The sequence below is a fragment of the Luteimonas sp. Soil_C_5 genome (genome assembly GCF_057656615.1).
The window spans coordinates 378,249-397,728 of record NZ_JBDGKA010000001.1 but is presented as its reverse complement, the minus strand read 5'-3'; the positions used below and the strand labels follow the sequence as shown (position 1 = coordinate 397,728).

Annotated in this window: 18 protein-coding genes; 8 read left to right on the top strand and 10 right to left on the bottom strand. The window is 68.4% G+C overall.

Annotation, left to right across the window (positions count from 1 at the left end):
- Window positions 1–22 precede the first annotated feature (22 nt).
- Both AC3A5K_RS01920 and AC3A5K_RS01915 read left to right on the top strand, forming a co-directional pair.
- Window positions 23–2,395 (top strand): 3-hydroxyacyl-CoA dehydrogenase/enoyl-CoA hydratase family protein, encoded by a 2,373-nt coding sequence (locus AC3A5K_RS01920; RefSeq protein WP_487615819.1) that lies wholly within the window; start codon window positions 23–25, stop codon window positions 2,393–2,395.
- Between the two features lie 125 nt (window positions 2,396–2,520).
- Entirely contained in the window at window positions 2,521–3,726 is a 1,206-nt protein-coding gene (locus AC3A5K_RS01915) for an acetyl-CoA C-acyltransferase (protein ID WP_487615818.1), read from the top strand.
- A 215-nt stretch (window positions 3,727–3,941) separates the two neighbouring features.
- Here AC3A5K_RS01915 and AC3A5K_RS01910 read toward each other — a convergent pair whose 3' ends face one another.
- The gene (locus AC3A5K_RS01910) at window positions 3,942–4,619 is read right to left on the bottom strand and encodes a YiaD family glycine zipper/OmpA-like lipoprotein (RefSeq protein ID WP_487615817.1); all 678 of its coding nucleotides are present in this window, start codon (window positions 4,617–4,619) and stop codon (window positions 3,942–3,944) included.
- 276 nt (window positions 4,620–4,895) lie between these two features.
- On the bottom strand, window positions 4,896–6,311 hold the full coding sequence (locus AC3A5K_RS01905) for a cryptochrome/photolyase family protein (protein WP_487615816.1): 1,416 nt from the start codon (window positions 6,309–6,311) through the stop codon (window positions 4,896–4,898).
- Window positions 6,312–6,524: 213 nt separating this feature from the next.
- Between AC3A5K_RS01905 and AC3A5K_RS01900 the strand changes: the two genes are divergently transcribed.
- Both AC3A5K_RS01900 and AC3A5K_RS01895 read left to right on the top strand, forming a co-directional pair.
- Window positions 6,525–6,965: a SufE family protein gene (locus tag AC3A5K_RS01900; protein ID WP_487615815.1), complete on the top strand. Its 441-nt coding sequence runs from the start codon at window positions 6,525–6,527 to the stop codon at window positions 6,963–6,965.
- On the top strand, window positions 6,962–8,224 hold the full coding sequence (locus AC3A5K_RS01895) for an MFS transporter (protein ID WP_487615814.1): 1,263 nt from the start codon (window positions 6,962–6,964) through the stop codon (window positions 8,222–8,224). The genes AC3A5K_RS01900 and AC3A5K_RS01895 overlap by 4 nt, the downstream gene beginning before the upstream one ends.
- Before the next feature lie 150 nt (window positions 8,225–8,374).
- Here AC3A5K_RS01895 and dksA read toward each other — a convergent pair whose 3' ends face one another.
- Window positions 8,375–9,367: an RNA polymerase-binding protein DksA gene (dksA, locus tag AC3A5K_RS01890; RefSeq protein WP_487615813.1), complete on the bottom strand. Its 993-nt coding sequence runs from the start codon at window positions 9,365–9,367 to the stop codon at window positions 8,375–8,377.
- A gap of 111 nt (window positions 9,368–9,478) precedes the next feature.
- On the opposite strand from dksA, the gene yidD reads away from it, so the two are divergent.
- From yidD to AC3A5K_RS01875, 3 genes are all read left to right on the top strand, one after another.
- Complete coding sequence (yidD, locus tag AC3A5K_RS01885) at window positions 9,479–9,715, top strand: membrane protein insertion efficiency factor YidD (RefSeq protein WP_487615812.1); 237 nt, start codon at window positions 9,479–9,481, stop codon at window positions 9,713–9,715.
- Window positions 9,712–11,064 (top strand): dihydroorotase, encoded by a 1,353-nt coding sequence (locus AC3A5K_RS01880; RefSeq protein ID WP_487615811.1) that lies wholly within the window; start codon window positions 9,712–9,714, stop codon window positions 11,062–11,064. The genes yidD and AC3A5K_RS01880 overlap by 4 nt, the downstream gene beginning before the upstream one ends.
- 120 nt (window positions 11,065–11,184) lie before the next feature.
- Entirely contained in the window at window positions 11,185–11,973 is a 789-nt protein-coding gene (locus tag AC3A5K_RS01875; RefSeq protein WP_487616296.1) for a M23 family metallopeptidase, read from the top strand.
- Between the two features lie 524 nt (window positions 11,974–12,497).
- Here the strand turns inward: AC3A5K_RS01875 and folE2 are convergent.
- The 7 genes from folE2 to efp all read right to left on the bottom strand — a co-directional run bounded on the left by folE2 (window position 12,498) and on the right by efp (window position 18,337).
- On the bottom strand, window positions 12,498–13,403 hold the full coding sequence (gene folE2 / locus AC3A5K_RS01870) for a GTP cyclohydrolase FolE2 (RefSeq protein WP_487616295.1): 906 nt from the start codon (window positions 13,401–13,403) through the stop codon (window positions 12,498–12,500).
- Window positions 13,404–13,531: 128 nt separating this feature from the next.
- On the bottom strand, window positions 13,532–14,194 hold the full coding sequence (locus AC3A5K_RS01865) for a phytoene/squalene synthase family protein (protein WP_487615810.1): 663 nt from the start codon (window positions 14,192–14,194) through the stop codon (window positions 13,532–13,534).
- On the bottom strand, window positions 14,191–14,871 hold the full coding sequence (locus tag AC3A5K_RS01860; protein ID WP_487615809.1) for a phosphoglycolate phosphatase: 681 nt from the start codon (window positions 14,869–14,871) through the stop codon (window positions 14,191–14,193). The genes AC3A5K_RS01865 and AC3A5K_RS01860 overlap by 4 nt, the downstream gene beginning before the upstream one ends.
- Window positions 14,868–15,578, bottom strand: a complete 711-nt coding sequence (gene ubiG / locus AC3A5K_RS01855; protein ID WP_487615808.1) for a bifunctional 2-polyprenyl-6-hydroxyphenol methylase/3-demethylubiquinol 3-O-methyltransferase UbiG — start codon at window positions 15,576–15,578, stop codon at window positions 14,868–14,870. Before ubiG ends, AC3A5K_RS01860 begins: the two co-directional genes overlap by 4 nt.
- A 13-nt stretch (window positions 15,579–15,591) precedes the next feature.
- A complete protein-coding gene (locus AC3A5K_RS01850; RefSeq protein ID WP_487615807.1) occupies window positions 15,592–16,935 on the bottom strand; it encodes a TRZ/ATZ family hydrolase in 1,344 nt (447 codons plus the stop codon).
- 2 nt (window positions 16,936–16,937) lie between these two features.
- Window positions 16,938–17,645: a PA3715 family protein gene (locus tag AC3A5K_RS01845; RefSeq protein ID WP_487615806.1), complete on the bottom strand. Its 708-nt coding sequence runs from the start codon at window positions 17,643–17,645 to the stop codon at window positions 16,938–16,940.
- 125 nt (window positions 17,646–17,770) lie between these two features.
- Window positions 17,771–18,337: an elongation factor P gene (gene efp, locus AC3A5K_RS01840; protein ID WP_487615805.1), complete on the bottom strand. Its 567-nt coding sequence runs from the start codon at window positions 18,335–18,337 to the stop codon at window positions 17,771–17,773.
- A gap of 91 nt (window positions 18,338–18,428) precedes the next feature.
- On the opposite strand from efp, the gene epmB reads away from it, so the two are divergent.
- Entirely contained in the window at window positions 18,429–19,472 is a 1,044-nt protein-coding gene (gene epmB, locus AC3A5K_RS01835) for an EF-P beta-lysylation protein EpmB (RefSeq protein WP_487615804.1), read from the top strand.
- Window positions 19,473–19,480 lie beyond the last annotated feature (8 nt).

Here is a 19,480-nt window from a genome sequence, read left to right as displayed (position 1 = left end):
TTGAAACAAAGGGATGGAGCAAATGTCTGAGAAATTGCTTGTACGTCGCGCCGCGGTTCTCGGCGCGGGTGTCATGGGCGCGCAGATCGCCGCGCACCTGACCAACGCCGGGATCGACACGGTCCTGTTCGACCTGCCTGCCAAGGAGGGCGACAAGGACGGCGTGGTGCGCAAGGCGCTCGCGAACCTGGCCAAGCTGAGCCCGGCCCCGCTGAGCAGCAAGTCGCTGGCCGAGGCCATCGTCCCGGCGAACTACGAAACCGGCCTGGCCGAGCTCGAAAGCTGCGACCTGATCATCGAGGCGATCGCCGAGAAGATGGACCGGAAGCAGGACCTCTACCGCAAGATCGCCCCGCACGTGCCGGCGCATGCGGTGCTCGCCAGCAACACCTCGGGCCTTGGAATCAATGCCTTGGCGGACGTTCTTCCCGAAGAACTGCGCCACCGCTTCTGCGGCGTGCATTTCTTCAACCCGCCGCGCTACATGCATCTGGCCGAACTGATTCCGGCCAAGACCACCGACCAGTCGGTGCTCGAAGGCCTCGAAACTTTCCTGGTGACCCAGCTCGGCAAGGGCGTGGTCTATGCCAAGGACACTCCGAACTTCATCGGCAACCGGATCGGCGTGTTCTCGATCCTGTCGACGATCCACCACACCCAGGAATCGAAGCTCGGCTTCGACGAGGTCGATGCGCTGACCGGCCCCCTGCTCGGCCGCCCGAAGTCGGCGACCTACCGCACCTCGGATGTCGTGGGTCTGGACACGATGTCGCATGTCATCAAGACGATGGCCGACACGCTGCCCGAAGATCCCTGGCACGAGTACTTCGCCTCGCCGAAGTGGCTGACGGCGCTGATCGACAAGGGCGCGCTGGGCCAGAAGACCGGCGCCGGCATCTTCCGCAAGGCCGGCAAGGACATCCTGGTCCTCGATCTCGAGAAGCAGGACTACCGCGCCTCGGACCGCAAGGCCGCCGACGAGGTGGTCGCGATCCTCAAGAACAAGGACCCGGCGCAGCGCATGGCCCAGCTGCGCGCCAGCGAGCACCCGCAGGCGCAGTTCGTCTGGGCGATCCTGCGCGACCTGTTCCACTACAGCGCCGTGCATCTCGAAGACATCGCCGAGACCGCGCGTGACGTGGATCTGGCGATCCGCTGGGGCTACGGCTGGCAGCAGGGTCCGTTCGAACTGTGGCAGGCCGCGGGCTGGAAGCAGGTTGCCGACTGGATCGCCGAGGACATCGTCGCCGGCAAGACCATGAGCAGCGCGCCCCTGCCCGACTGGGTGTTCGACGGCCGCGAGGGCGTGCACGCCGCCGAAGGCAGCTACAGCCCCTCGAAGAACGCCAAGCTGCCGCGCTCCGCGCTGCCGGTGTATCGCCGCCAGCGCTTCCCCGATCTGTTGCTGGGTGAGCGCTTCGATCAGGGCGAGACGGTGTACGAGAACGACGGCATCCGTCTGTGGACGGACGGCGACGACATCGGCGTGATCAGCTTCAAGACCAAGATGCACACGGTCTCCGACCACGTGCTCGACGGCATCCAGGAAGCGATCGGCATCGCCGAGCAGAAGTTCAAGGGCGTGGTGATCTGGCAGCCGAAGGAGCCGTTCTCGGCCGGTGCCGATCTCGCCGGTGCGCTGGGCCTGCTGCAGGCCGGCAAGGTCGACGCGTTCGAGGCGATGGTCGAGAACTTCCAGAAGACCAGCCAGCGCATCAAGTACTCGCTGGTGCCCGTGGTCGCGGCCGTGCGCGGTCTGGCGCTGGGCGGTGGCTGCGAGTTCCAGATGCACAGCGCGCGCACCGTGGCGCATCTGGAAAGCTACATCGGCCTGGTCGAGGCCGGCGTCGGCCTGCTGCCGGCCGGCGGCGGCCTGAAGGAACTGGCGGTGCGTGCGTCCGAGGCCGCGGGTCCGAACGGCGATGTGTTCGCCGAGCTGAAGAAGACCTTCGAGACCATCGCGATGGCCAAGGTGTCGAACTCGGCGGTCAACGCCAAGGAACTCGGCCTGCTGCGCGCCGACGACATCGTGACCTTCAACGCGTTCGAACTGCTGCACGTGGCACGCCAGCAGGCGTCGGCGCTGGCCGAAGCCGGCTATCGCCCGCCGCTGCCCGCACGCGCGATCCGCGTCGCCGGCGACGTCGGCATCGCCACGTTCAAGATGCTGCTGGTCAACATGCTCGAAGGCCGGTTCGTCAGCGAATACGACTACGAGATCGCCGAGCGCATCGCCACCGTCCTGTGCGGCGGCGACGTGGACCGCAACGCGGTCGTCGACGAGGACTGGCTGATCCGTCTGGAGCGCAAGCATTTCGTCGAGCTCGCCCAGCAGGAGAAGACCCAGGCGCGCATCGGCCACATGCTCAAGACCGGTAAGCCGCTGAGGAACTGAACAAGCGCCGTGATTGGTGATTCGTCATTCGTGATTCGAAGAAGCGGCATTTCCGCATTTTCGAATTACCAATCACCAATCCACGAATTACGAATCGCATACGCCTCAAGATTCCGGAGTTTCCAATGAGCAAGCAGATCCAGGACGCCTACATCGTCGCCGCCACCCGCACCCCGGTGGGCAAGGCGCCGAAGGGCGTGTTCCGCAACACCCGCCCCGACGACATGCTCGCGCACGTGCTCAAGGCCGTCGTCGCGCAGGCGCCGGGTATCGATGTCAATCGCATCGACGACGCCGTGATCGGCTGTGCGATGCCCGAAGGCGAGCAAGGCATGAACGTGGCGCGCATCGGCGTGCTGCTGGCAGGCCTGCCCGACACGGTGGCTGCGCAGACCATCAACCGCTTCTGCTCGTCTGGCCTGCAGGCTGTCGCGCTGGCGGCCAACGAGATCCGCCTCGGAAATGCCGACCTGATGCTGGCCGGCGGCACCGAGTCGATGTCGATGGTGCCGATGATGGGCAACAAGGTCGCGCTGAGCCCGAGCGTGTTCAAGGACGACCACGTCGCGATCGCCTACGGTATGGGCATCACCGCCGAGAAGGTCGCCGAGGAATGGAAGGTCTCGCGCGAGGACCAGGACGCGTTCGCCCTCGCCTCGCACCAGAAGGCGATCGCCGCGATCCAGGCCGGCGAGTTCAAGGACGAGATCAGCCCCTACGAAATCGTCTCCCACCAGCCCGACCTCGCAGGCAATGCCGTGCGTCTGAAGAAGCTGCTGGTCGACACCGATGAAGGCCCGCGCCAGGACTCGTCGATCGAAGGCCTGACCAAGCTGCGTCCGGTGTTCCGCAACGGCCAGTTCGGCGGTTCGGTGACGGCCGGCAACAGCTCGCAGATGAGTGATGGTGCCGCCGGCATCCTGCTGGCCTCGGGGCGGGCCGTGCAGGACTACGGTCTGAAGCCGCTGGCGCGTTTCGTCAGTTTCGCCGTCGCCGGCGTGCGTCCTGAGGTCATGGGCATCGGCCCGATCGCGGCGATTCCGAAGGCGCTGGCGCAGGCTGGCCTCACGCTTGACGACATCGACTGGATCGAACTCAACGAAGCCTTCGCCGCGCAGGCGCTGGCGGTAATCCGCGACAGCAAGCTCGATCCGTCGAAGGTCAATCCGCTGGGCGGCGCGATCGCGCTGGGCCATCCGCTGGGCGCGACCGGTGCGATCCGCACCGCGACCATCGTCCACGGCATGCGCCGTCGCAAGAAGCGCTACGGCCTGGTGACGATGTGCATCGGCACCGGCATGGGCGCCGCGGGTGTGATCGAGGCGCTTTGAGCCGCACGATGTCGGCAGTCCAAGGGCACGTACGAGGTCACGAGAAGACCGTGGTTCCCGCGCAAGCGGGAACCCGGGGACCTTGTACCCGCCGCTCTGTTGCGGTGTATGGATTCCCGCACTGGCGGGCATGACGTGCGCCGCTGGAATGCGGATCGCAGACCACAAAAAAAGCCCCGGCAATGCCGGGGCTTTTTTGTGACGCTCGCTGCGACTTACGACTGCAGCGGAATCACCCGGATCTCGACGCGGCGGTTGAGCGCGCGACCCTGCTCCGTGCCGTTGTCGGCCACCGGACGCGACTTGCCGAAACCGACGATCTCGAAGCGCTGACGCAGCAGGCCCTGGCCGATCAGGTAGTTACCCACCGAATCCGCACGCTGCTGCGAGAGGCGCTGGTTGACCGCGTCGCTGCCGACGCTGTCGGTGTGACCCGAGATCTCGACGATGGTCTGGTCATATTCCGACAGCGTGCGCGCGACGTTGTTGAGCGCGGGGTAGAACTGCGACTTGAGATCGGCCTTGCCGAAGTCGAAGGTCACGCCGTCCGGCAGGTTGAGCTTGATGACGTCACCGTCGCGGTCGACCTGGATGCCGGTGCCCTGGGTCTGGCGACGCAGCTCGGCTTCCTGGCGATCCTGGTAGGCACCCACGGCGCCACCGGCAAGACCGCCGACACCCGCGCCGACCATCGCGCGCTGGCGACGTTCGGTCGCATCACCGCCGCTGAGCAGGCCGGCGACCGCACCGATGCCGGCACCGATCAACGCGTTGTTGCGCGTGCGGTTCGGGTCGTCGGGCGCGTTCGTCTGGCCGGTGTACGTGGCGCAGCTGGTCAGCAGCAGGGCGCCGGCAAGTGCAGTGGTGATACCTGCGGAAGTCAGTGTGCGCATGGATGTCTCCTGATGGTCGCGGGATGCGGACGCGAGGTCCGTCGAAAGAACGGCGCCGACACTAACCCGTTCAGGATGCATGCGGAGTGACGGGGCTTTTGCGTCGACCACCCCTGTTCAGCAAAAGCGTTGCACTGGACCGCGTGGCGAACCGAGGAATGGAAACGGTGCGGTGTTGCGTCGTCAATCCCGGAACGATAACGGGCGAACGCGACCGGGGGCGCATGACCCGAGCTGCCGGCGACAGCGCCCTACGGCCACGCGGCCGTCGCCGCCTCACCGGCTGTCGCGATACGCCGCCAGCGCGGCATCCCTGCCCGCTTCCAGCCCGACGATCGGTGCGCTCGGATAGTCGGGCGCCACGGCGGCGAGTCGATCGGGATCGCGCCAGGGCGCCATGCGCAGCGGGACGGGCAGACGGGCGAGCTCGGGTACCCAGCGCGCGATGTAGTCGCCCTTGGGATCGAACTTTTCGGACTGGGTGACCGGATTGAAGATACGGAAGTACGGCGACGCATCCGCGCCGGTCCCGCCGATCCACTGCCAGCCCAACGTGTTGTTGGCCAGATCCGCATCGACCAGCGTGTCCCAGAACCAGCGGGCACCTTCGTGCCAATGGATCCGCATGTGCTTGCACAGCCAGCTGCCGACGATCATGCGCACCCGGTTGTGCATCCAGCCCTGGTGCCAGAGTTCGCGCATGCCGGCGTCGACGATCGGCACGCCGGTCCTGCCGTGGCGCCAGGCGTCGAGCTGACGGGCATCGCGCCGCGCCCATTTGAAGCGCGCGAACTTCGGATTGAAGTCCTGCGTCGGCGTCTTCGGGAAATGGTGCAGCAGATGATGCGAGAACTCGCGCCAGCCGAGCTGGCGCACGTAGCCGTCGATATCGGCTGCCGTATTCGCCCGGCGCGCGTCCTCCAGCAGAGCCACTACACGCCAGGGCGCGATCTCGCCGAAATGCAGATGCGGCGACAGGCGCGAGGTGCCGACCTGGTCCGGCCGGTCGCGGCTGTCGCGATAGCCGTGCAGTGCGCCGTCGATGAACACCTCGAGAGCTTCATGTGCGCCTGCCTCGCCCGGCGTCCACGTCTCCCAGAAGCCGGTATCCCACGCCGGCGAGGCGGTCAGCAGCAGATCGTCCAGCGGCACGCCGTGCGGGCCGTCATCCACCGCCGGCAAGGTGCGCGGCGCCGACCAGGGCGCTTCCGGCTGCCACTGGGTCAGGGCCTTGCGCCAGAACGGGGTGAACACCTTGTAGGGGCCGTCCTGTCCGGTGCTGACCGACCAAGGCTCGAACAGCAACGCGCCGTTGTGGCTGTCCGCGCGGATGCCCGCTTCCCGCAGCGCCCGCTTGATGGTCGCGTCGCGTGCCTCGATTGCAGGCTCGTAGCGGCGATTCCAGAACACGGCCTCGGCGCCGCAGGTGTCGACCAGCGTCTGCAGGGTCGGCAAGGTGGGGCCATGGAACATCCGCAGACGGGAGCCGCGCGCACGCAGCGCCGTATCCAGCGCCTGCAGCGAGCGGTGCCGCCAGGCATTGGAGGCCGCGCCGGGGCCCCAGTCACCCTCTTCTTCTGGCGCGTGGATGTAGACGCAGACGGGCGCGAAGCCGGCATCGAGCGCGGCTCGCAGCCCCGGCTGGTCGTCCAGGCGCAGATCGTTGCGAAACCAGACGATGGCAGTGGCCATCGCGCCTCCGTAATGGATGTCGTCGAGGCGCGCAGCATGAATGAATACGAATGAGCATGGCGACAATCCGCGGATCGCGGTCCGTCAGACGAGCCCATTGCCCGTGCGACCACGGGAATGCAGCGTTGCGGGCACGCCTTCCGCACGCGATTCCGTCAGAATGTCGCGTTCTGGACCGCGCCACGCGCGGCCCGCCCGCTTCCCGTTGCCGCAGTGACCGCTCCCACGTTCCCCCTCGACGAAAGTCCCGAAGCCGCGCAGCGCGCCATCGCCGAAGAGTTCGCATTCTTCAGCGACTGGTCCGAGCGCTACCAGTACCTGATCGACCTCGGCCGCAGGCTGCCGGCGTTTCCGGACGACCTGAAGACCGAGGCCAACCGCCTGCATGGCTGCCAGTCGATGGTCTGGATCGTGCCCTCGGGCGACGCCGACCGGCTCGAATTCGCCGCCGCCAGTGATTCGGCGATCGTGTCCGGCCTGATCTACCTCGCGCTGCGGGTGTATTCCGGCCGCAGCGCCCGCGAGATCCTCGACACCGATGCCAGCTACGTCGGCGATGTCGGCCTGTCCAAGCACCTGTCGCCGACCCGCAGCAACGGCCTCGCCGCGCTGCTGGCCTTCATCAAGGACCGGGCGCAGCGCGCACTGGCGTGAGCACCCCGCCGCCGGACAGCGGTGCCGACGACGCGTCGACCAGCCGCGCCGCGCCGCTGCGCAACCGGAATTTCCGTGCGCTGCTGGGCTACCGGATCTTCACGATCCTGTCGTACCAGATCGTCGCGGTCACCGTCGGCTGGCACATCTATGCGGTGACTGGAAACCCGTGGATGCTCGGGCTGGTGGGTCTTGCCGAGGTGCTGCCCTACTTCTGCGTGGCGCCGTTCGCCGGCTATCTGGTCGACCACCTGCCGCGTCGCCGGCTGGGCATGGTCGCAGCGGCGGGGCTGGCGATCACGCCGCTGCTGCTGGCGCTGATCGTGCTGGAGGTCATCGCCGGCAGCATCTGGCTGCTCTACCTGCCGATCGTGCTGACCGGCATGGTCCGCGCGTTTCTCGGACCGGTCTACAACGCGCTGTTCGCCCGGGTCCTGCCGCGCGCCCAGTACGCACGCGGCGCAAGCCTGGGCAGCATCGTGTTCCAGAGCGCGCTGGTGCTGGGTCCGGCGATCGGTGGCGTGCTGATCAAGCCGATCGGCATCCCGGCGGTGTTCGCCCTGGCCGCGGCGCTGGCCCTGGTGGTGATCGTCTTCCTCTGGCGCATGGACGTCACCGAGCCGGCCCCACAGCTGCAGCGCGAGCCGGTGTTCGCCAGCATCGCCGAAGGCGCGCGCTTCGTATTCGGTCACCAGATCCTGCTGGGCGCGCTGGCGCTGGACATGTTCGCGGTGCTCTTCGGCGGTGCGATCTCGCTGGCGCCCGCCTTCATCCACGACATCCTCGACTACGGTCCCGAAGGCCTGGGCATCCTGCGCGGCGCACCGGCGCTGGGCGCGGTCGCGATGGGGATCTGGCTGGCCCGGCATCCGATCCAGCGCAATGCGGGACGGGCGCTGCTGGTGGCGGTGGCCTGCTTCGGCCTGTGCATGATCGGATTCGGCCTGTCGACGGCGTTCTGGCTGTCGGCCTTCTTCCTGCTGCTGTCGGGCATGTGCGACGGCGTGTCGGTGGTCATGCGCTCGACGATCATGCAGCTGGCCACGCCCGACCACATGCGCGGCCGGGTGTCGTCGATCAACGGCCTGTTCGTGGGCTCGTCGAACGAGATCGGCGCGTTCTACATGGGTTCGATGGCGCGCCTGCTCGGCCTGGTGCCCGCCGTGGTGCTCGGTGGTTTCATGACGATGGGCGTGGTCGCGGTGACCGCGAAGAAGGCGCCGGTGCTGCGCCGTCTGGATCTGCGTGATCTGAAGTGAAGCCGGGATTCGTGATTGGTGATTGGTGATTCGAAAACACATCAGTCGCGCACGAAAAAGCCCGCCATCGGCGGGCTTTTTCTGCATCGAGCGAAGCGGGGACGGTGATCCGCTTTTTCGAATCCCGAATCCCCGGTCACCGCTTTTCGCTCAATCCCCCATCTGCTTCTGCAGATGTTCCCAGCGCTCCTGCTCGTCGATCGTGCGCTCGGCGGTCAGGCGCGCCTCGAGGCGCTCCAGACCGATCTCTTCGCCCGAATCGACGCTGTAGCCGTACTCGCCGGAGTCGACGCGCTTGAGCGTGCTGTCGATCTTGCCGATCAGCTTGCGGTAGCGATCACGGGTCCGCAGTTCGAGCGAATTCTCGGTTTCGCGGGTCGCGCGCTCGGCTTCATCACCGACATCGCGGACTTCGTCCTTTAGGTTTTCGATCGTCTGCTTGGATTCTTCGACCAGATCCGTCCGCCACTTGAGCAGGCGCTGACGGAAATATTCGAGCTGCAACGCACTCATGTATTCCTCGTCGGCACCGGGCTTGTAGCCTTCCGGGAGGATGGGACGACCTGTTTCTACATCGGTCTTGTACTGCACGACCTTCACCTTCGTCTTGGGCGCCGGTTCCGCCTGGCGCGCAACGCCCGCGACGGCCACCTTGCCGGCCGGACGTGGACGTGTTGTGGGAGTGGAAGCCGCTACCTTCGGCGCGGCCGGTTTCACTGGAGCCGCCTTGGCAGGTCGGGTCTCCGGGGCGGCCGCGGGCTTGTCGCTGATGGACTTCGCCGGTGCGGCCTTCTTGGCGACGGGCTTGCCAGCCGGCGCGGGAGCGACGGCCTTGGGCTTCGCCGCAGGCTTGGACGGCGCGGCCTTGGCCACCACCTTCTTCGCGGTCTTCTTGACAGGCGCCTTGGAAGGCGTGGCCTTCTTGGCGGGCGGTCGGGGCGCAGCCGCCTTTTTCACAGGCGCCTTGGCGACGACCTTCTTCGCAGCAGTCTTCTTCACGGCCGCCGCAGGCTTTGCAGCCTGTTTCGCGGGCGCCGCTTTCTTGGTGACGGACGACTTCTTGGCCGCAACCTTGGCAGGTGCTTTGGCGGCGGGCTTGGCGGCCTTCTGGACGGCCTTCTTCACGGGTTTCTTGACTGCCACGTGCTGCGATCCTTGTCATTCCCTTGGACGGGGAAGCGGGGTGTTATACCCTGCCAACCCCGCAGCGGCAACCACGTTCGCCGCTGTGTTCATCGCCTTCGCCGACGTGCCGTGATCGAGCGTTTCCTCATTGCCCTGCTGCGCGGCTACAAGCGGTTCATCAGCCCCTTGCTCGGCCCGCGCTGCCGCTTCCACCCCAGCTGTTCGGAGTACGCGATGGTCGCCATCGCCCGCTTCGGGGTCCTGCGCGGTGGCTGGCTCGCGGCCCGGCGGCTTGCACGCTGCCATCCCCTGCATCCCGGCGGGCACGATCCGGTGCCGATGCCGAAACTGGACCCGAATCCATGACCGAGACCCTCATCCGCAACGCCCGCCTCGTCAACGAAGGCCGGGTGATCGAAGGCGACCTGCGCATTGGCGCCGACGGCCGCATCGCCGAGATCGGCGCCGACCTGCCGGCGCGCGGCAATCCGGCGATCGTCGATGCCGCCGGCCGCTGGCTGCTGCCCGGCATGATCGACGACCAAGTGCATTTCCGCGAACCGGGCATGGAATACAAGGCCGACATGGCCAGCGAGTCGGGCGCGGCCGTCGCCGGCGGACTGACCAGCTTCATGGACATGCCCAACACCAGTCCGCCGACGCTCAATGCCGAGGTCCTGCAGGACAAGTACGACCGCGCCGCCGGCCGCGCCCGCGCCAACTACGGCTTCTACATGGGCGCGAGCAACGACAACCTCGACCATGTGCGCCGGATCGACCCGCTGACCACGCCCGGCGTCAAGGTGTTCATGGGCGCCTCGACCGGCAACATGCTGGTGGACAACCCCGAGACGCTGGACGGCATCTTCCGCGAGACCCCGGTGCCGATCATCACGCACTGCGAGGACACGCCGACGATCGATGCGATCCAGCGCGAATACGTGGCGAAGTACGGCGACGACATTCCGGCCGAATGCCATCCGGACATCCGCTCGCGCGAGGCCTGCATGAAGTCGACGCAGCTGGCGCTGTCGCTGGCCCGGCGCCATGACACCCGCCTGCACGTGCTGCACATTTCGACGGCCGAAGAACTGGCGCTGTTCGAGGCCGGCCCGCTGGTCGATGCAAGCGGTAAGCTGCGCAAGCGCATCACCGCCGAGACCTGCATCCACTTCCTGCGCTTCGCCCGCCCGGACTACGCGCGCCTCGGCCATCTGATCAAGTGCAATCCGGCGATCAAGGACGAACGCGATCGCGCGGCGCTGCTGCGCGCGCTGGCCGAGGACGTGATCGACGTGCTGGCCACCGACCACGCGCCGCACACGCTGGAGGAAAAGCAGAACCCCTACACGCGTGCGCCGAGCGGTCTGCCGCTGGTGCAGTTCGCGCTCACCGCGGCGCTGGAATGCGTGCACGAGGGCCACTTCGACATCACCCGCGTGGTGCAGAAGTTCGCGCATGCACCGGCGCAGTTGTTCGACGTCGCCGAACGCGGCTTCCTGCGCGAGGGCTACTTCGCCGATCTGGTGATGGTGGAAGACACGCCGTTCACCGTGACGCGCGAGCAGGTGCTGTCGAAGTGCGGCTGGTCGCCGTTCGAAGGCACGACGTTCCGTTCGCGCATCGCCTCGACCTGGGTCAATGGCCGGCTTGCCTGGGATGGCACGCAACTCGTCGGCGATGCGGCGGGACAGCGGCTCGCGTTCGCACGCTGAGCCGGCCGGCACCACGCCGTCCTCGCCGGGGCGCCGCGTGCCCGGCGCACTCTCTTTCTTCCGGATCACCGCATGCCCCTGCTCCGCCGTCTGCCCCTGACCCTCGTCCTGCTCCTTTCGATGCTTGCGATCGCATCGCCGCTGTCGGCGCAGGAGGCCGGTGACATCCGCTTCCCCGCGCAGGTGCAGCAGGGCAGCCTGGTGATCGGCAAGGTGCCCGCGGGCAGCCGGGTGACGTATCGCGATCGCGCAGTCCGGGTCAGCGGTTACGGCACCGTGGTGATCGGCATCGGGCGCGACGAGGCCGGACCGGTGCAGCTGCAGGTCACGCGCGCGGACGGCAGCAGCCAGAACGCGTCGATCGTGATCACGCCACGCGACTGGCCGGTCGAACGCGTCAACGGCGTGCCGCCGACCACGGTCAATCCACCGCCGGCCACCGCCGAACGCATCCGCCGAGAGCAGGCCCAGGTCACAGCGGCCCGCGTCCGCGACGACGATCGTGTCGACTTCGGCAACGGCTTCATCCGTCCGGTCGAGGGTCGCATCAGCGGCCGCTTCGGCCGCGCGCGTTCGTACAACGGCCAGCCCGGCTCACCGCATTCGGGCATGGACATCGCGGCGCCGACCGGCACGCCGGTCAAGGCACCGGCCGCCGGCATCGTCACCTTCGCAGCGCCCGACCTCTACCTCACCGGCGGCACGCTGCTGCTGGACCACGGCCACGGCGTGAGCTCGAACTTCCTGCACCTGTCGCGCATCGACGCGCGCGTCGGCGATCGCGTCGAACAGGGCCAGGTCATCGGCGCCGTCGGCGCGACCGGCCGCGCGACGGGCCCGCACCTGCACTGGGGCATGAACTGGCTCGACGTGCGGGTGGATCCGCAGCTGGTGCTGGAGCGGCCGTAGGTCCAGGCGTCATTCCGGCGCAGCTGGATCCGCGCCCACAGCTGGATGACGTCGCTTCCATCGACTTCATTTCCAGCTCCAGTCAAGCAGAGGCGGCGGATGACCAGCCCGTGCGGCTGTTGAAGAACGCATCCGGCGTGCGCCGGGATGGCAGCCGAAAGACGTCATTCGACAGGGTGAACCTGACGGCTCGAACAACTCGCGGCCCGCTCGTCTGCGCCACCTCGGCGTGCGTATGCAGGCAAGTTTTCGGAGTGCGAGCCGTGTTGTCGAAGCGCGCAACACGCGATCAGCGGCCAGTGGTCGGCGCCATGGGCTTGGGCCCGCGTCATCCCGGCGCACGCCAGAAGCGCGCCTCGACAGCCGGATGACTGGTCAACCGTGGACTGCCATTTGCAGGCCCGGTAAAGCAGGCGGCGGCGCACGTCTTGTCAGGCATCCGTCCGTTGAAAACGGCCGGGAAAACGGGCAAAAAACGTCTTCTTGAAGTAGCGAGCCAGATGTCGAAAACGCTTACGGCCCGCTCACCCGCTCACCCGCGCAACCGCGTCATGCGCGTGCAGGCTTTCGAAGTGCGACACCGTGGCATCGAAGCGCGCGACGCGCGGGTTGGCGGTCAGCACGGCGGCCACGCGACGCGCGGCGTCCTCGCAGAACATCAGGTTCTCGGCATTGAGCGAGGCGAAGGCCTGCTCGTCCTCGCGCTTGACCGCGGTCTGGACCGGCGTGGCCAGGGCGTGTTCGAGCGCATCGACCAGGGCCAGCACCGGGAACGCCTCGACATCCCCGGTCAGGGCCAGACGCACGTCGGCGCGGCTGCGCTGCGCGTGCGGGGTGGCAGCCAGGCCGCGCGGCGACGCCAGCCAGTCGTGCACGGCGTCCAGATCCGGCGTGGTGCCCGCGAAATCGCTGGCGAAGCGCGCCGCATTGAGCTGGCGCGACAGCGCGGCCGAGGCCGGACAGGTGCTGGAGTATTCGACCGAGACCGACAGGGTCAAGGCCAGGCCCTGCGGGTCGAGCACCGCATCGATCTCCACCGGATACGACTTCCACCCGCTGTGCGCGCTGGCCAGCGCCGGCCGGCGCAGCAGCTGGTCGTAGCGCAGGGTCAGCTGGACCCGGTCGGCCAGGCCGCGCTGCGAGGCGATGCAGTCCTGCAGCACGCGCTGCAGCGAGGCGCGGCCCAGCGGCTCGCTGGACAACGCGTCCTGCAGATGCAGATAGAGCCGCGACATGTGGATGCCACGCGCATCCGCGTCGATCAGGTTCACGCCGATGTCGGCGGACGCGGCCACCGTCACCTGGGTGCCGTCGCCGCCTTCGATCCGCAGCGGCAGCGCGATCTGGGACATGCCCACCCAGTCGAGCAGGCCCGCGGCCTGGGCCTGGTCACCGGCGACGTCGGGAAGGGAATGGCTGCGTGCGGACATGCTCAAGGGCGAACTCGCGGAAAGGAGATGGCGCGGCCGCAGAGGCCACGAAAGTCCGCCAGTTTACCGGCTTGCCCGCGCGCGGCCCCGCAACGGAGCGTTTCCCCGCCGTCGCGGGCGCACGGGATTCAGGCGCCGCGGGCGGCCCGCCAGGTCGCCCACAGCAGCGACGGCCCGGTGGCGGGCCGGACTTCGCCGGTGTGTGCCAGCGTGCGCAGGCGTGCGGCCAGGATGGCATCGGCGATCCGCCGAGGCCGCGGGCCGCTGCGCGGCGGCCACGCCGACAGGCACGCACGGGCCAGCGCGGCGTCCGCGTACAGGCAGGCCTTGGCCGCCAGCAGCACGGGCGCGGCGTCGTGTGCCGGCGCGACACCGACGGTCGCGAACAGACGCGCTTCGCAGGCGTCGATCGCCAGGGCCAGATCGCGCAGCTGGGCCAGCTCCTGCGCGGGATCGGCGGCCAGTTCGCGAGTGGCCGGCAGGACGCGCAGAGCCAGCGCGAGGGTCTGCCACGGGGCGTCGGTCCGTTGCAGCGTCACCGCCAGCGGATGCCGGCGCGCGCCTTTCGCCCATCCCTGCAGTTCTTCCTGCCACCAGGCCAGCTTGGCCAGCCCGGGCGTCGGATCCGCCCCACCCCAGGCCGCGTCGGTCAGTTCATCCACCAGCGCGAACCACGCTTCGACGCGTGCCCGTTCCGCGGGCGCCACGAAGCCCAGGCCGATCCGCCATTCCGGCCAGCGCGCCCGCCACTTCGCGACGAACTCGTCATCGACGTCGATCCCGCCGCTCATGCCGCGGTCGGCCAGCCGGCGGGCTGGGCCAGCGCTGCAGGATCGGCATGCATCACGTCGCCCTGCCAGGCCACCGGATCGTCATCGTCGACCCGATACCCCCACAGCGCCACGATCGACGGCATGCCCGCGGCGCGGGCCGAGAGGATGTCGCGCGCATCGTCGCCGACGTAGACGCAGGCCGACGACGCCAGGCCGATCGCCTCGGCCGCGTGCAGCAGCGGCAGCGGATGCGGCTTGCGTTCGGCCAGCGTGTCGCCGCCGATCAGCACCGCGCAGCGGTCCTGCCAGCCGAGCTGCGGCAGAATCCGGCGGGCCAGGCCCTCCGGCTTGTTGGTCACGATGCCCCAGCGCGTGCCGGCCGCTTCCAGCGTCGCCAGCATCGCTTCGACGCCGTCGAACGGCGCGCTGTGCCGGCCGAGTTCCTCGCCGTAGACGGACAGGAACTCGGGCACCAGCGCGACCACGCCATCGGCGTCCAGTTCGGGAAACGCGACCGAGGCCATCGCGCGCGCGCCGCGCGACACGACCGGGCGGATGTCGGCCAGCGTGATCGGCGGACGACCTCGACTGTCGAGCATGCGGTTGACGGTCGCCAGCATGTCCGGCGCGCTGTCGAGCAGCGTGCCGTCGAGATCGAACAGCGCGCCAGGCGGAAAACGGGCCGCGTCGCTCACGCCGGCTTCCGCGCCCAGGCGACGTAGTTGACGTCGGTGCGCGGGATCAGGCGCGCGCCGTTGCGCCAGGGTTCGTACATCAACCCGCTGACGTCGTCGAGCTGCAGACCGGCTTCGCGCAGCCAGCCGCCGAGTTCCGAGGGCTTGATGAAGGCCGCGTACTGGTGGGTACCGCGCGGCAGCAGGCGCGCGACGTATTCGGCGCCGACGATCGCCAGCGCGAACGCGGCCGGCGTGCGGTTGAGCGTCGACACGAACAGGTGGCCGCCGGGCTTCAGCAGCGTGGCGCAGGCCTGCAGGATCGCGCCCGGATCGGGCACGTGCTCCAGCATCTCCATGCAGGTCACGACATCGAAGCTGCCGGGCCGCTCAGCGGCCAGCGCCTCGACCGGCTGCACGCGATAGTCGACCTGAACCCCGCTCTCCATGCCGTGCAGCTTGGCGACCTTGACCAGATCCTCGGCCAGGTCGATCGCGGTCACCTTGGCGCCGAGCTTGGCCATGGCCTCGCTGAGCAGGCCGCCGCCACACCCGACGTCCAGCACGGTGGCGCCGTCGAGCTGGCAGCGATGACGCACGTAGTCGAGGCGCACCGGGTTGAGCGCATGCAGCGGCTTCTGCGGGCCGTCGGCATCCCACCAGCGGTTGGCCAGGGCGCCGAACTTGTCGAGTTCGGACTGGTGGAAATTGTCGCGGGGGGCGCTCATGCGGCGGCTCCGGTCAGGACTGGGGGCGGATGGAGGAAATGCGCGCACGCCATTCGCGCGCGTTGGCGCCGATCGCGTCGAGATCGAAGCCGATCAACTCACGCTCGCGCAGCTTGCGCGCACCGGCGATCCAGACGTCGCTGACCTGGTGACGACCGGTCGCATACACCAGCTGCGAGACCACGTGATGCAGCGGCTGGGTCTCGATCGGCGACAGGTCGACGCAGACCAGATCGGCCTGCTTGCCCGGCTCGATCGAGCCGACCAGATGATCGAAGCCGATCGCCTTCGCGCCGCCCAGCGTGGCTGCGCGCAGCGCGGTGAACGCATCGAACGCAGCTGCGTCGTTGGCGACGGCCTTGGCCAGGATCGCCGCGGTGCGGGTCTCGCCGAACATGTCGAGATCGTTGTTGCTGGCGACGCCGTCGGTGCCGATGGCGACATTGACGCCGGCGCGCGCGAGGGCGCAGGCCGGGCAGAAGCCCGACGCCAGCTTGAGGTTCGATTCCGGGCAATGCACCACGCTGACGCCGCGCTCGGCGCACAGATGGATCTCGCCGTCGGTCAGCTGGGTCATGTGCACGGCGATCAGGCGGTCGTTGACCAGTCCCAGGCGGTCCAGCCGGGCGAGCGGCCGCTGGCCGTACTGCTGCAGCGACTGCTCCACCTCCTGCGCGGTCTCGTGCAGATGCAGGTGCACCGGCAGGTCGAGCTGGTCGGCCAACATGCGGATGCGTTCGAAATTCGCATCGCTCACGGTGTACGGCGCGTGCGGCGCGAACGCCATCGCGATCAGCGGATCGTCGCGCCACTGGTCGTGGACTGCGCCGGCCTTGTCGAAATACTCGTCGTCGCTGCCGGCCCAGGCGGTCGGAAAATCGATGACCGGCAGACCCACACGCGCGCGGAAACCGTGCTGCTTGTAGACCGCGGCCTGCACGTCGGGAAAGAAGTAGTTCTCATTGACGCAGGTGGTGCCGCCGCGCAGCATCTCGGCCATCGCCAGCGTGACGCCGTCGGTCACGAAGGCCGGGCTGATCACCGCGCCCTCGATCGGCCAGATGTGTTCCTGCAGCCAGACCTTGAGCGGCAGGTCGTCGGCGATGCCGCGCAGCAGGGTCATCGGGTTGTGGGTATGCGCGTTGACCAGACCCGGCAACACGGCCGAGTGCGGACGCGACACGGTTTCGGCCGGAGTGAAGCGCAGCCGCGCTTCTGCGATCGGCAGCACGGCGATGATCTCGCCGCGATGCACCGCGACCGCGTGGTCGTCGAGCACCACCGCGTGCGGCACGACCGGCACCACGTGCGCGGCTTCGATCAACAGGTCGATGGTCTGCGGGGGCGTGTCGTGCATGCTCATTGTCCCTCGGGGCTCTGTGTCCAGAAGAAGCCGCGCTCCAGCGGGCCCGTGTCGTAGCGGGTGCCGTCGTAGCGCACGACGCGGCTGTCGCGACGGCGCGCGGTTTCTTCGCGGTCGCTGCCGGTCACGGTTTCAACGCGCATCACATTGGCGGTCACGCGGAGGTCGGCATACCCGTGGTGCGCACCGCGCTCCACACCGATGGTGAACGCCGTTTCCTCGGTGACCAGGCGCTGGCCGCGCGCCCAGCTGCAGGGCTCACCCTCCACCCGCGCCCAGAAGTCCAGGTACGACGTGAACACCGGCCGCAGCGCGTCACCATCGCGGACATACAGCGTGAGTTCGTCGTTGAAGCGTGCATCGGGGCAGCTGGCGCCCGGCGCCGAACTGCGCAGCACCACGCCGAAGGCGCGGGTGCCCTTGGCGAGGTCGTAACGCGCGGTATCCAGCAGCAGGCCGTCTTCGGCCAGCGCGAACACGGCGTCCTCGCCCACGTCGCTTTCGTGGACCGAAAGCAGCCGCGCGTCCTGCGCATCCAGTACCGCGATCACCAGACGCAGTGCACGTTCGCCGACCCGGTCCGACGGGGTCAGCGGATACGCGAACGCCGCCAGCGCGAGCGATGGATCGTAGGGCCACACGCGACAGGCCTGGCCCAGGAGCGGCGTATCGCCGTCCCCGGGCAGCAGGCCCGCCTCGGTCATCGCGTAGATCGTCTGCAGCGGACAGGCATCGCGAGGCGATGCCGTCTCCGCTGCGTGCGCGCCCGCAGCGGCGGACAGGAGCGCGAGCGCAGCCGCCCACAGCCGCCAGCGCACGCACGCCACGATCACTTCACCCGGCTGACGTAATCGCCCGAGCGGGTGTCGACCTTGATGATTTCTTCCTGGGCGACGAACAGCGGTACGCGCACCACGGCACCGGTTTCCAGCGTCGCCGGCTTGCCGCCGGTGCCGGCCGTATCGCCCTTCACACCCGGATCGGTCTCGGTGATCTGCAGTTCGACGAAATTCGGCGGCGTGACCTGGATCGGCGTACCGTTCCACAGCGTCACCACGCACTGCTCCTCGCCCTTGAGCCACTTCTCCGCGCCGCCCATGCCGGCCTTGTCGGCCTGGACCTGCTCGAAGGATTCGGGGTTCATGAAGTGCCAGTACTCGCCATCGGCGTAGAGGAACTGCATGTCGGTGTCCACGACATCGGCCACTTCCACCGAGTCGGTGGCCTTCATCGTCAGTTCGACGACGCGGCCGGTCTTGATGTTGCGGTACTTCATGCGCGTGAACGCCTGACCCTTGCCCGGCTTCACGTACTCGGTGTCGGTGATGACGCACGGCTCGTTGTTGACCAGGATCTTCTGGCCGTTCTTGACGTCGTTCATGCCATAACTGGCCATCGCTGCTCCTGCTGGCCGGCACCGCCGGCGGCTACACTACGGGGTTTCCCGGCCGCGGCACGCGCGGTCGGCTCTACGGATTCAATCGCACATGATACCTGCAGCTTCCGCGCCGATGCAGCCACGCCGATGGCAGCAGCTCTGGCGCGATGCCGTGCGCGACCCGGCCGAACTGCTCGCCATGCTGGGCCTCTCCGGGCACGCGGCGGGCGTCTCGTCCGGCGCGGTGACCCAGTTTCCGCTGCGGGTGCCGCGCGGTTTCGTCGCACGGATGCGCCACGGCGACCCGGACGACCCGCTGCTGCGCCAAGTGCTGCCGCTGGACGAGGAACTGCGCCCGGTCCCGGGGTTTTCGCTGGATGCAGTCGGCGATGCCTCGGCCAAGGCCGGCCACGGCGTCCTCCACAAGTACGAGGGCCGCGCGCTGCTGGTCACCACCGGCAGCTGCGCCGTGCATTGCCGCTACTGTTTCCGCCGGCATTTCCCGTATGCCGAGGAAACCGCCGCCGCGGGCGGCTGGGCGGCGGCGTTGGACGCCATCCGCGCCGACGCCACGATCGAAGAGGTGTTGCTGTCGGGAGGCGACCCCCTGTCGCTGGCCACGCCGAAACTGGCCGAACTCACCGACGCCCTGCGCGGCATCGCACATGTGAAGCGCCTGCGCATCCACACCCGGCTGCCGATCGTGCTGCCGGAGCGCGTCGATCCCGAGCTCTGCGACTGGCTGGCCGCGCTGCCCTGGCCCGTGGTCGTCGTGGTCCACGCCAACCACGCCAACGAATTCGATGCAGACGTCGATGCGGCGATGCGCGCGCTGCGCGGCACGGGTGCGCTGCTGCTCAACCAGGCGGTGTTGCTCAAGGGCGTCAACGATTCCGTGGAGGCGTTGTCGGACCTGTCGGAGCGCGGCCTGGCCGCCGGCGTGCTGCCCTACTACCTGCACCAGCTCGACCGCGTCTCCGGCGCAGCGCACTTCGAGATCGACGATGCACGCGCGCTGGCGCTGCATGCCGCGCTGGTCGCGCGCCAGTCCGGCTATCTGGTGCCGCGACTCGTGCGCGAGGTCGCCGGCGACACTTCGAAACGCGCGCTCCTGGCGCACGGCGATGGACGGGATGCGCCCCCCGTGGCATAACGCCGGTC

What these genes read in the sequence shown, in the direction of transcription:
- AC3A5K_RS01920 (WP_487615819.1), top strand. Translation starts at nt 23, where the DNA reads ATGTCTGAGAAATTGCTTGTACGTCGCGCCGCGGTTCTCGGCGCGGGT.
- AC3A5K_RS01915 (WP_487615818.1), top strand. Translation starts at nt 2,521, where the DNA reads ATGAGCAAGCAGATCCAGGACGCCTACATCGTCGCCGCCACCCGCACC.
- AC3A5K_RS01910 (WP_487615817.1), bottom strand. Translation starts at nt 4,619, where the DNA reads ATGCGCACACTGACTTCCGCAGGTATCACCACTGCACTTGCCGGCGCC.
- AC3A5K_RS01905 (WP_487615816.1), bottom strand. Translation starts at nt 6,311, where the DNA reads ATGGCCACTGCCATCGTCTGGTTTCGCAACGATCTGCGCCTGGACGAC.
- AC3A5K_RS01880 (WP_487615811.1), top strand. Translation starts at nt 9,712, where the DNA reads ATGACCGAGACCCTCATCCGCAACGCCCGCCTCGTCAACGAAGGCCGG.
- AC3A5K_RS01875 (WP_487616296.1), top strand. Translation starts at nt 11,185, where the DNA reads ATGCTTGCGATCGCATCGCCGCTGTCGGCGCAGGAGGCCGGTGACATC.
- folE2 (WP_487616295.1), bottom strand. Translation starts at nt 13,403, where the DNA reads ATGTCCGCACGCAGCCATTCCCTTCCCGACGTCGCCGGTGACCAGGCC.
- AC3A5K_RS01865 (WP_487615810.1), bottom strand. Translation starts at nt 14,194, where the DNA reads ATGAGCGGCGGGATCGACGTCGATGACGAGTTCGTCGCGAAGTGGCGG.
- ubiG (WP_487615808.1), bottom strand. Translation starts at nt 15,578, where the DNA reads ATGAGCGCCCCCCGCGACAATTTCCACCAGTCCGAACTCGACAAGTTC.
- AC3A5K_RS01850 (WP_487615807.1), bottom strand. Translation starts at nt 16,935, where the DNA reads ATGCACGACACGCCCCCGCAGACCATCGACCTGTTGATCGAAGCCGCG.
- AC3A5K_RS01845 (WP_487615806.1), bottom strand. Translation starts at nt 17,645, where the DNA reads ATGACCGAGGCGGGCCTGCTGCCCGGGGACGGCGATACGCCGCTCCTG.
- efp (WP_487615805.1), bottom strand. Translation starts at nt 18,337, where the DNA reads ATGGCCAGTTATGGCATGAACGACGTCAAGAACGGCCAGAAGATCCTG.
- epmB (WP_487615804.1), top strand. Translation starts at nt 18,429, where the DNA reads ATGATACCTGCAGCTTCCGCGCCGATGCAGCCACGCCGATGGCAGCAG.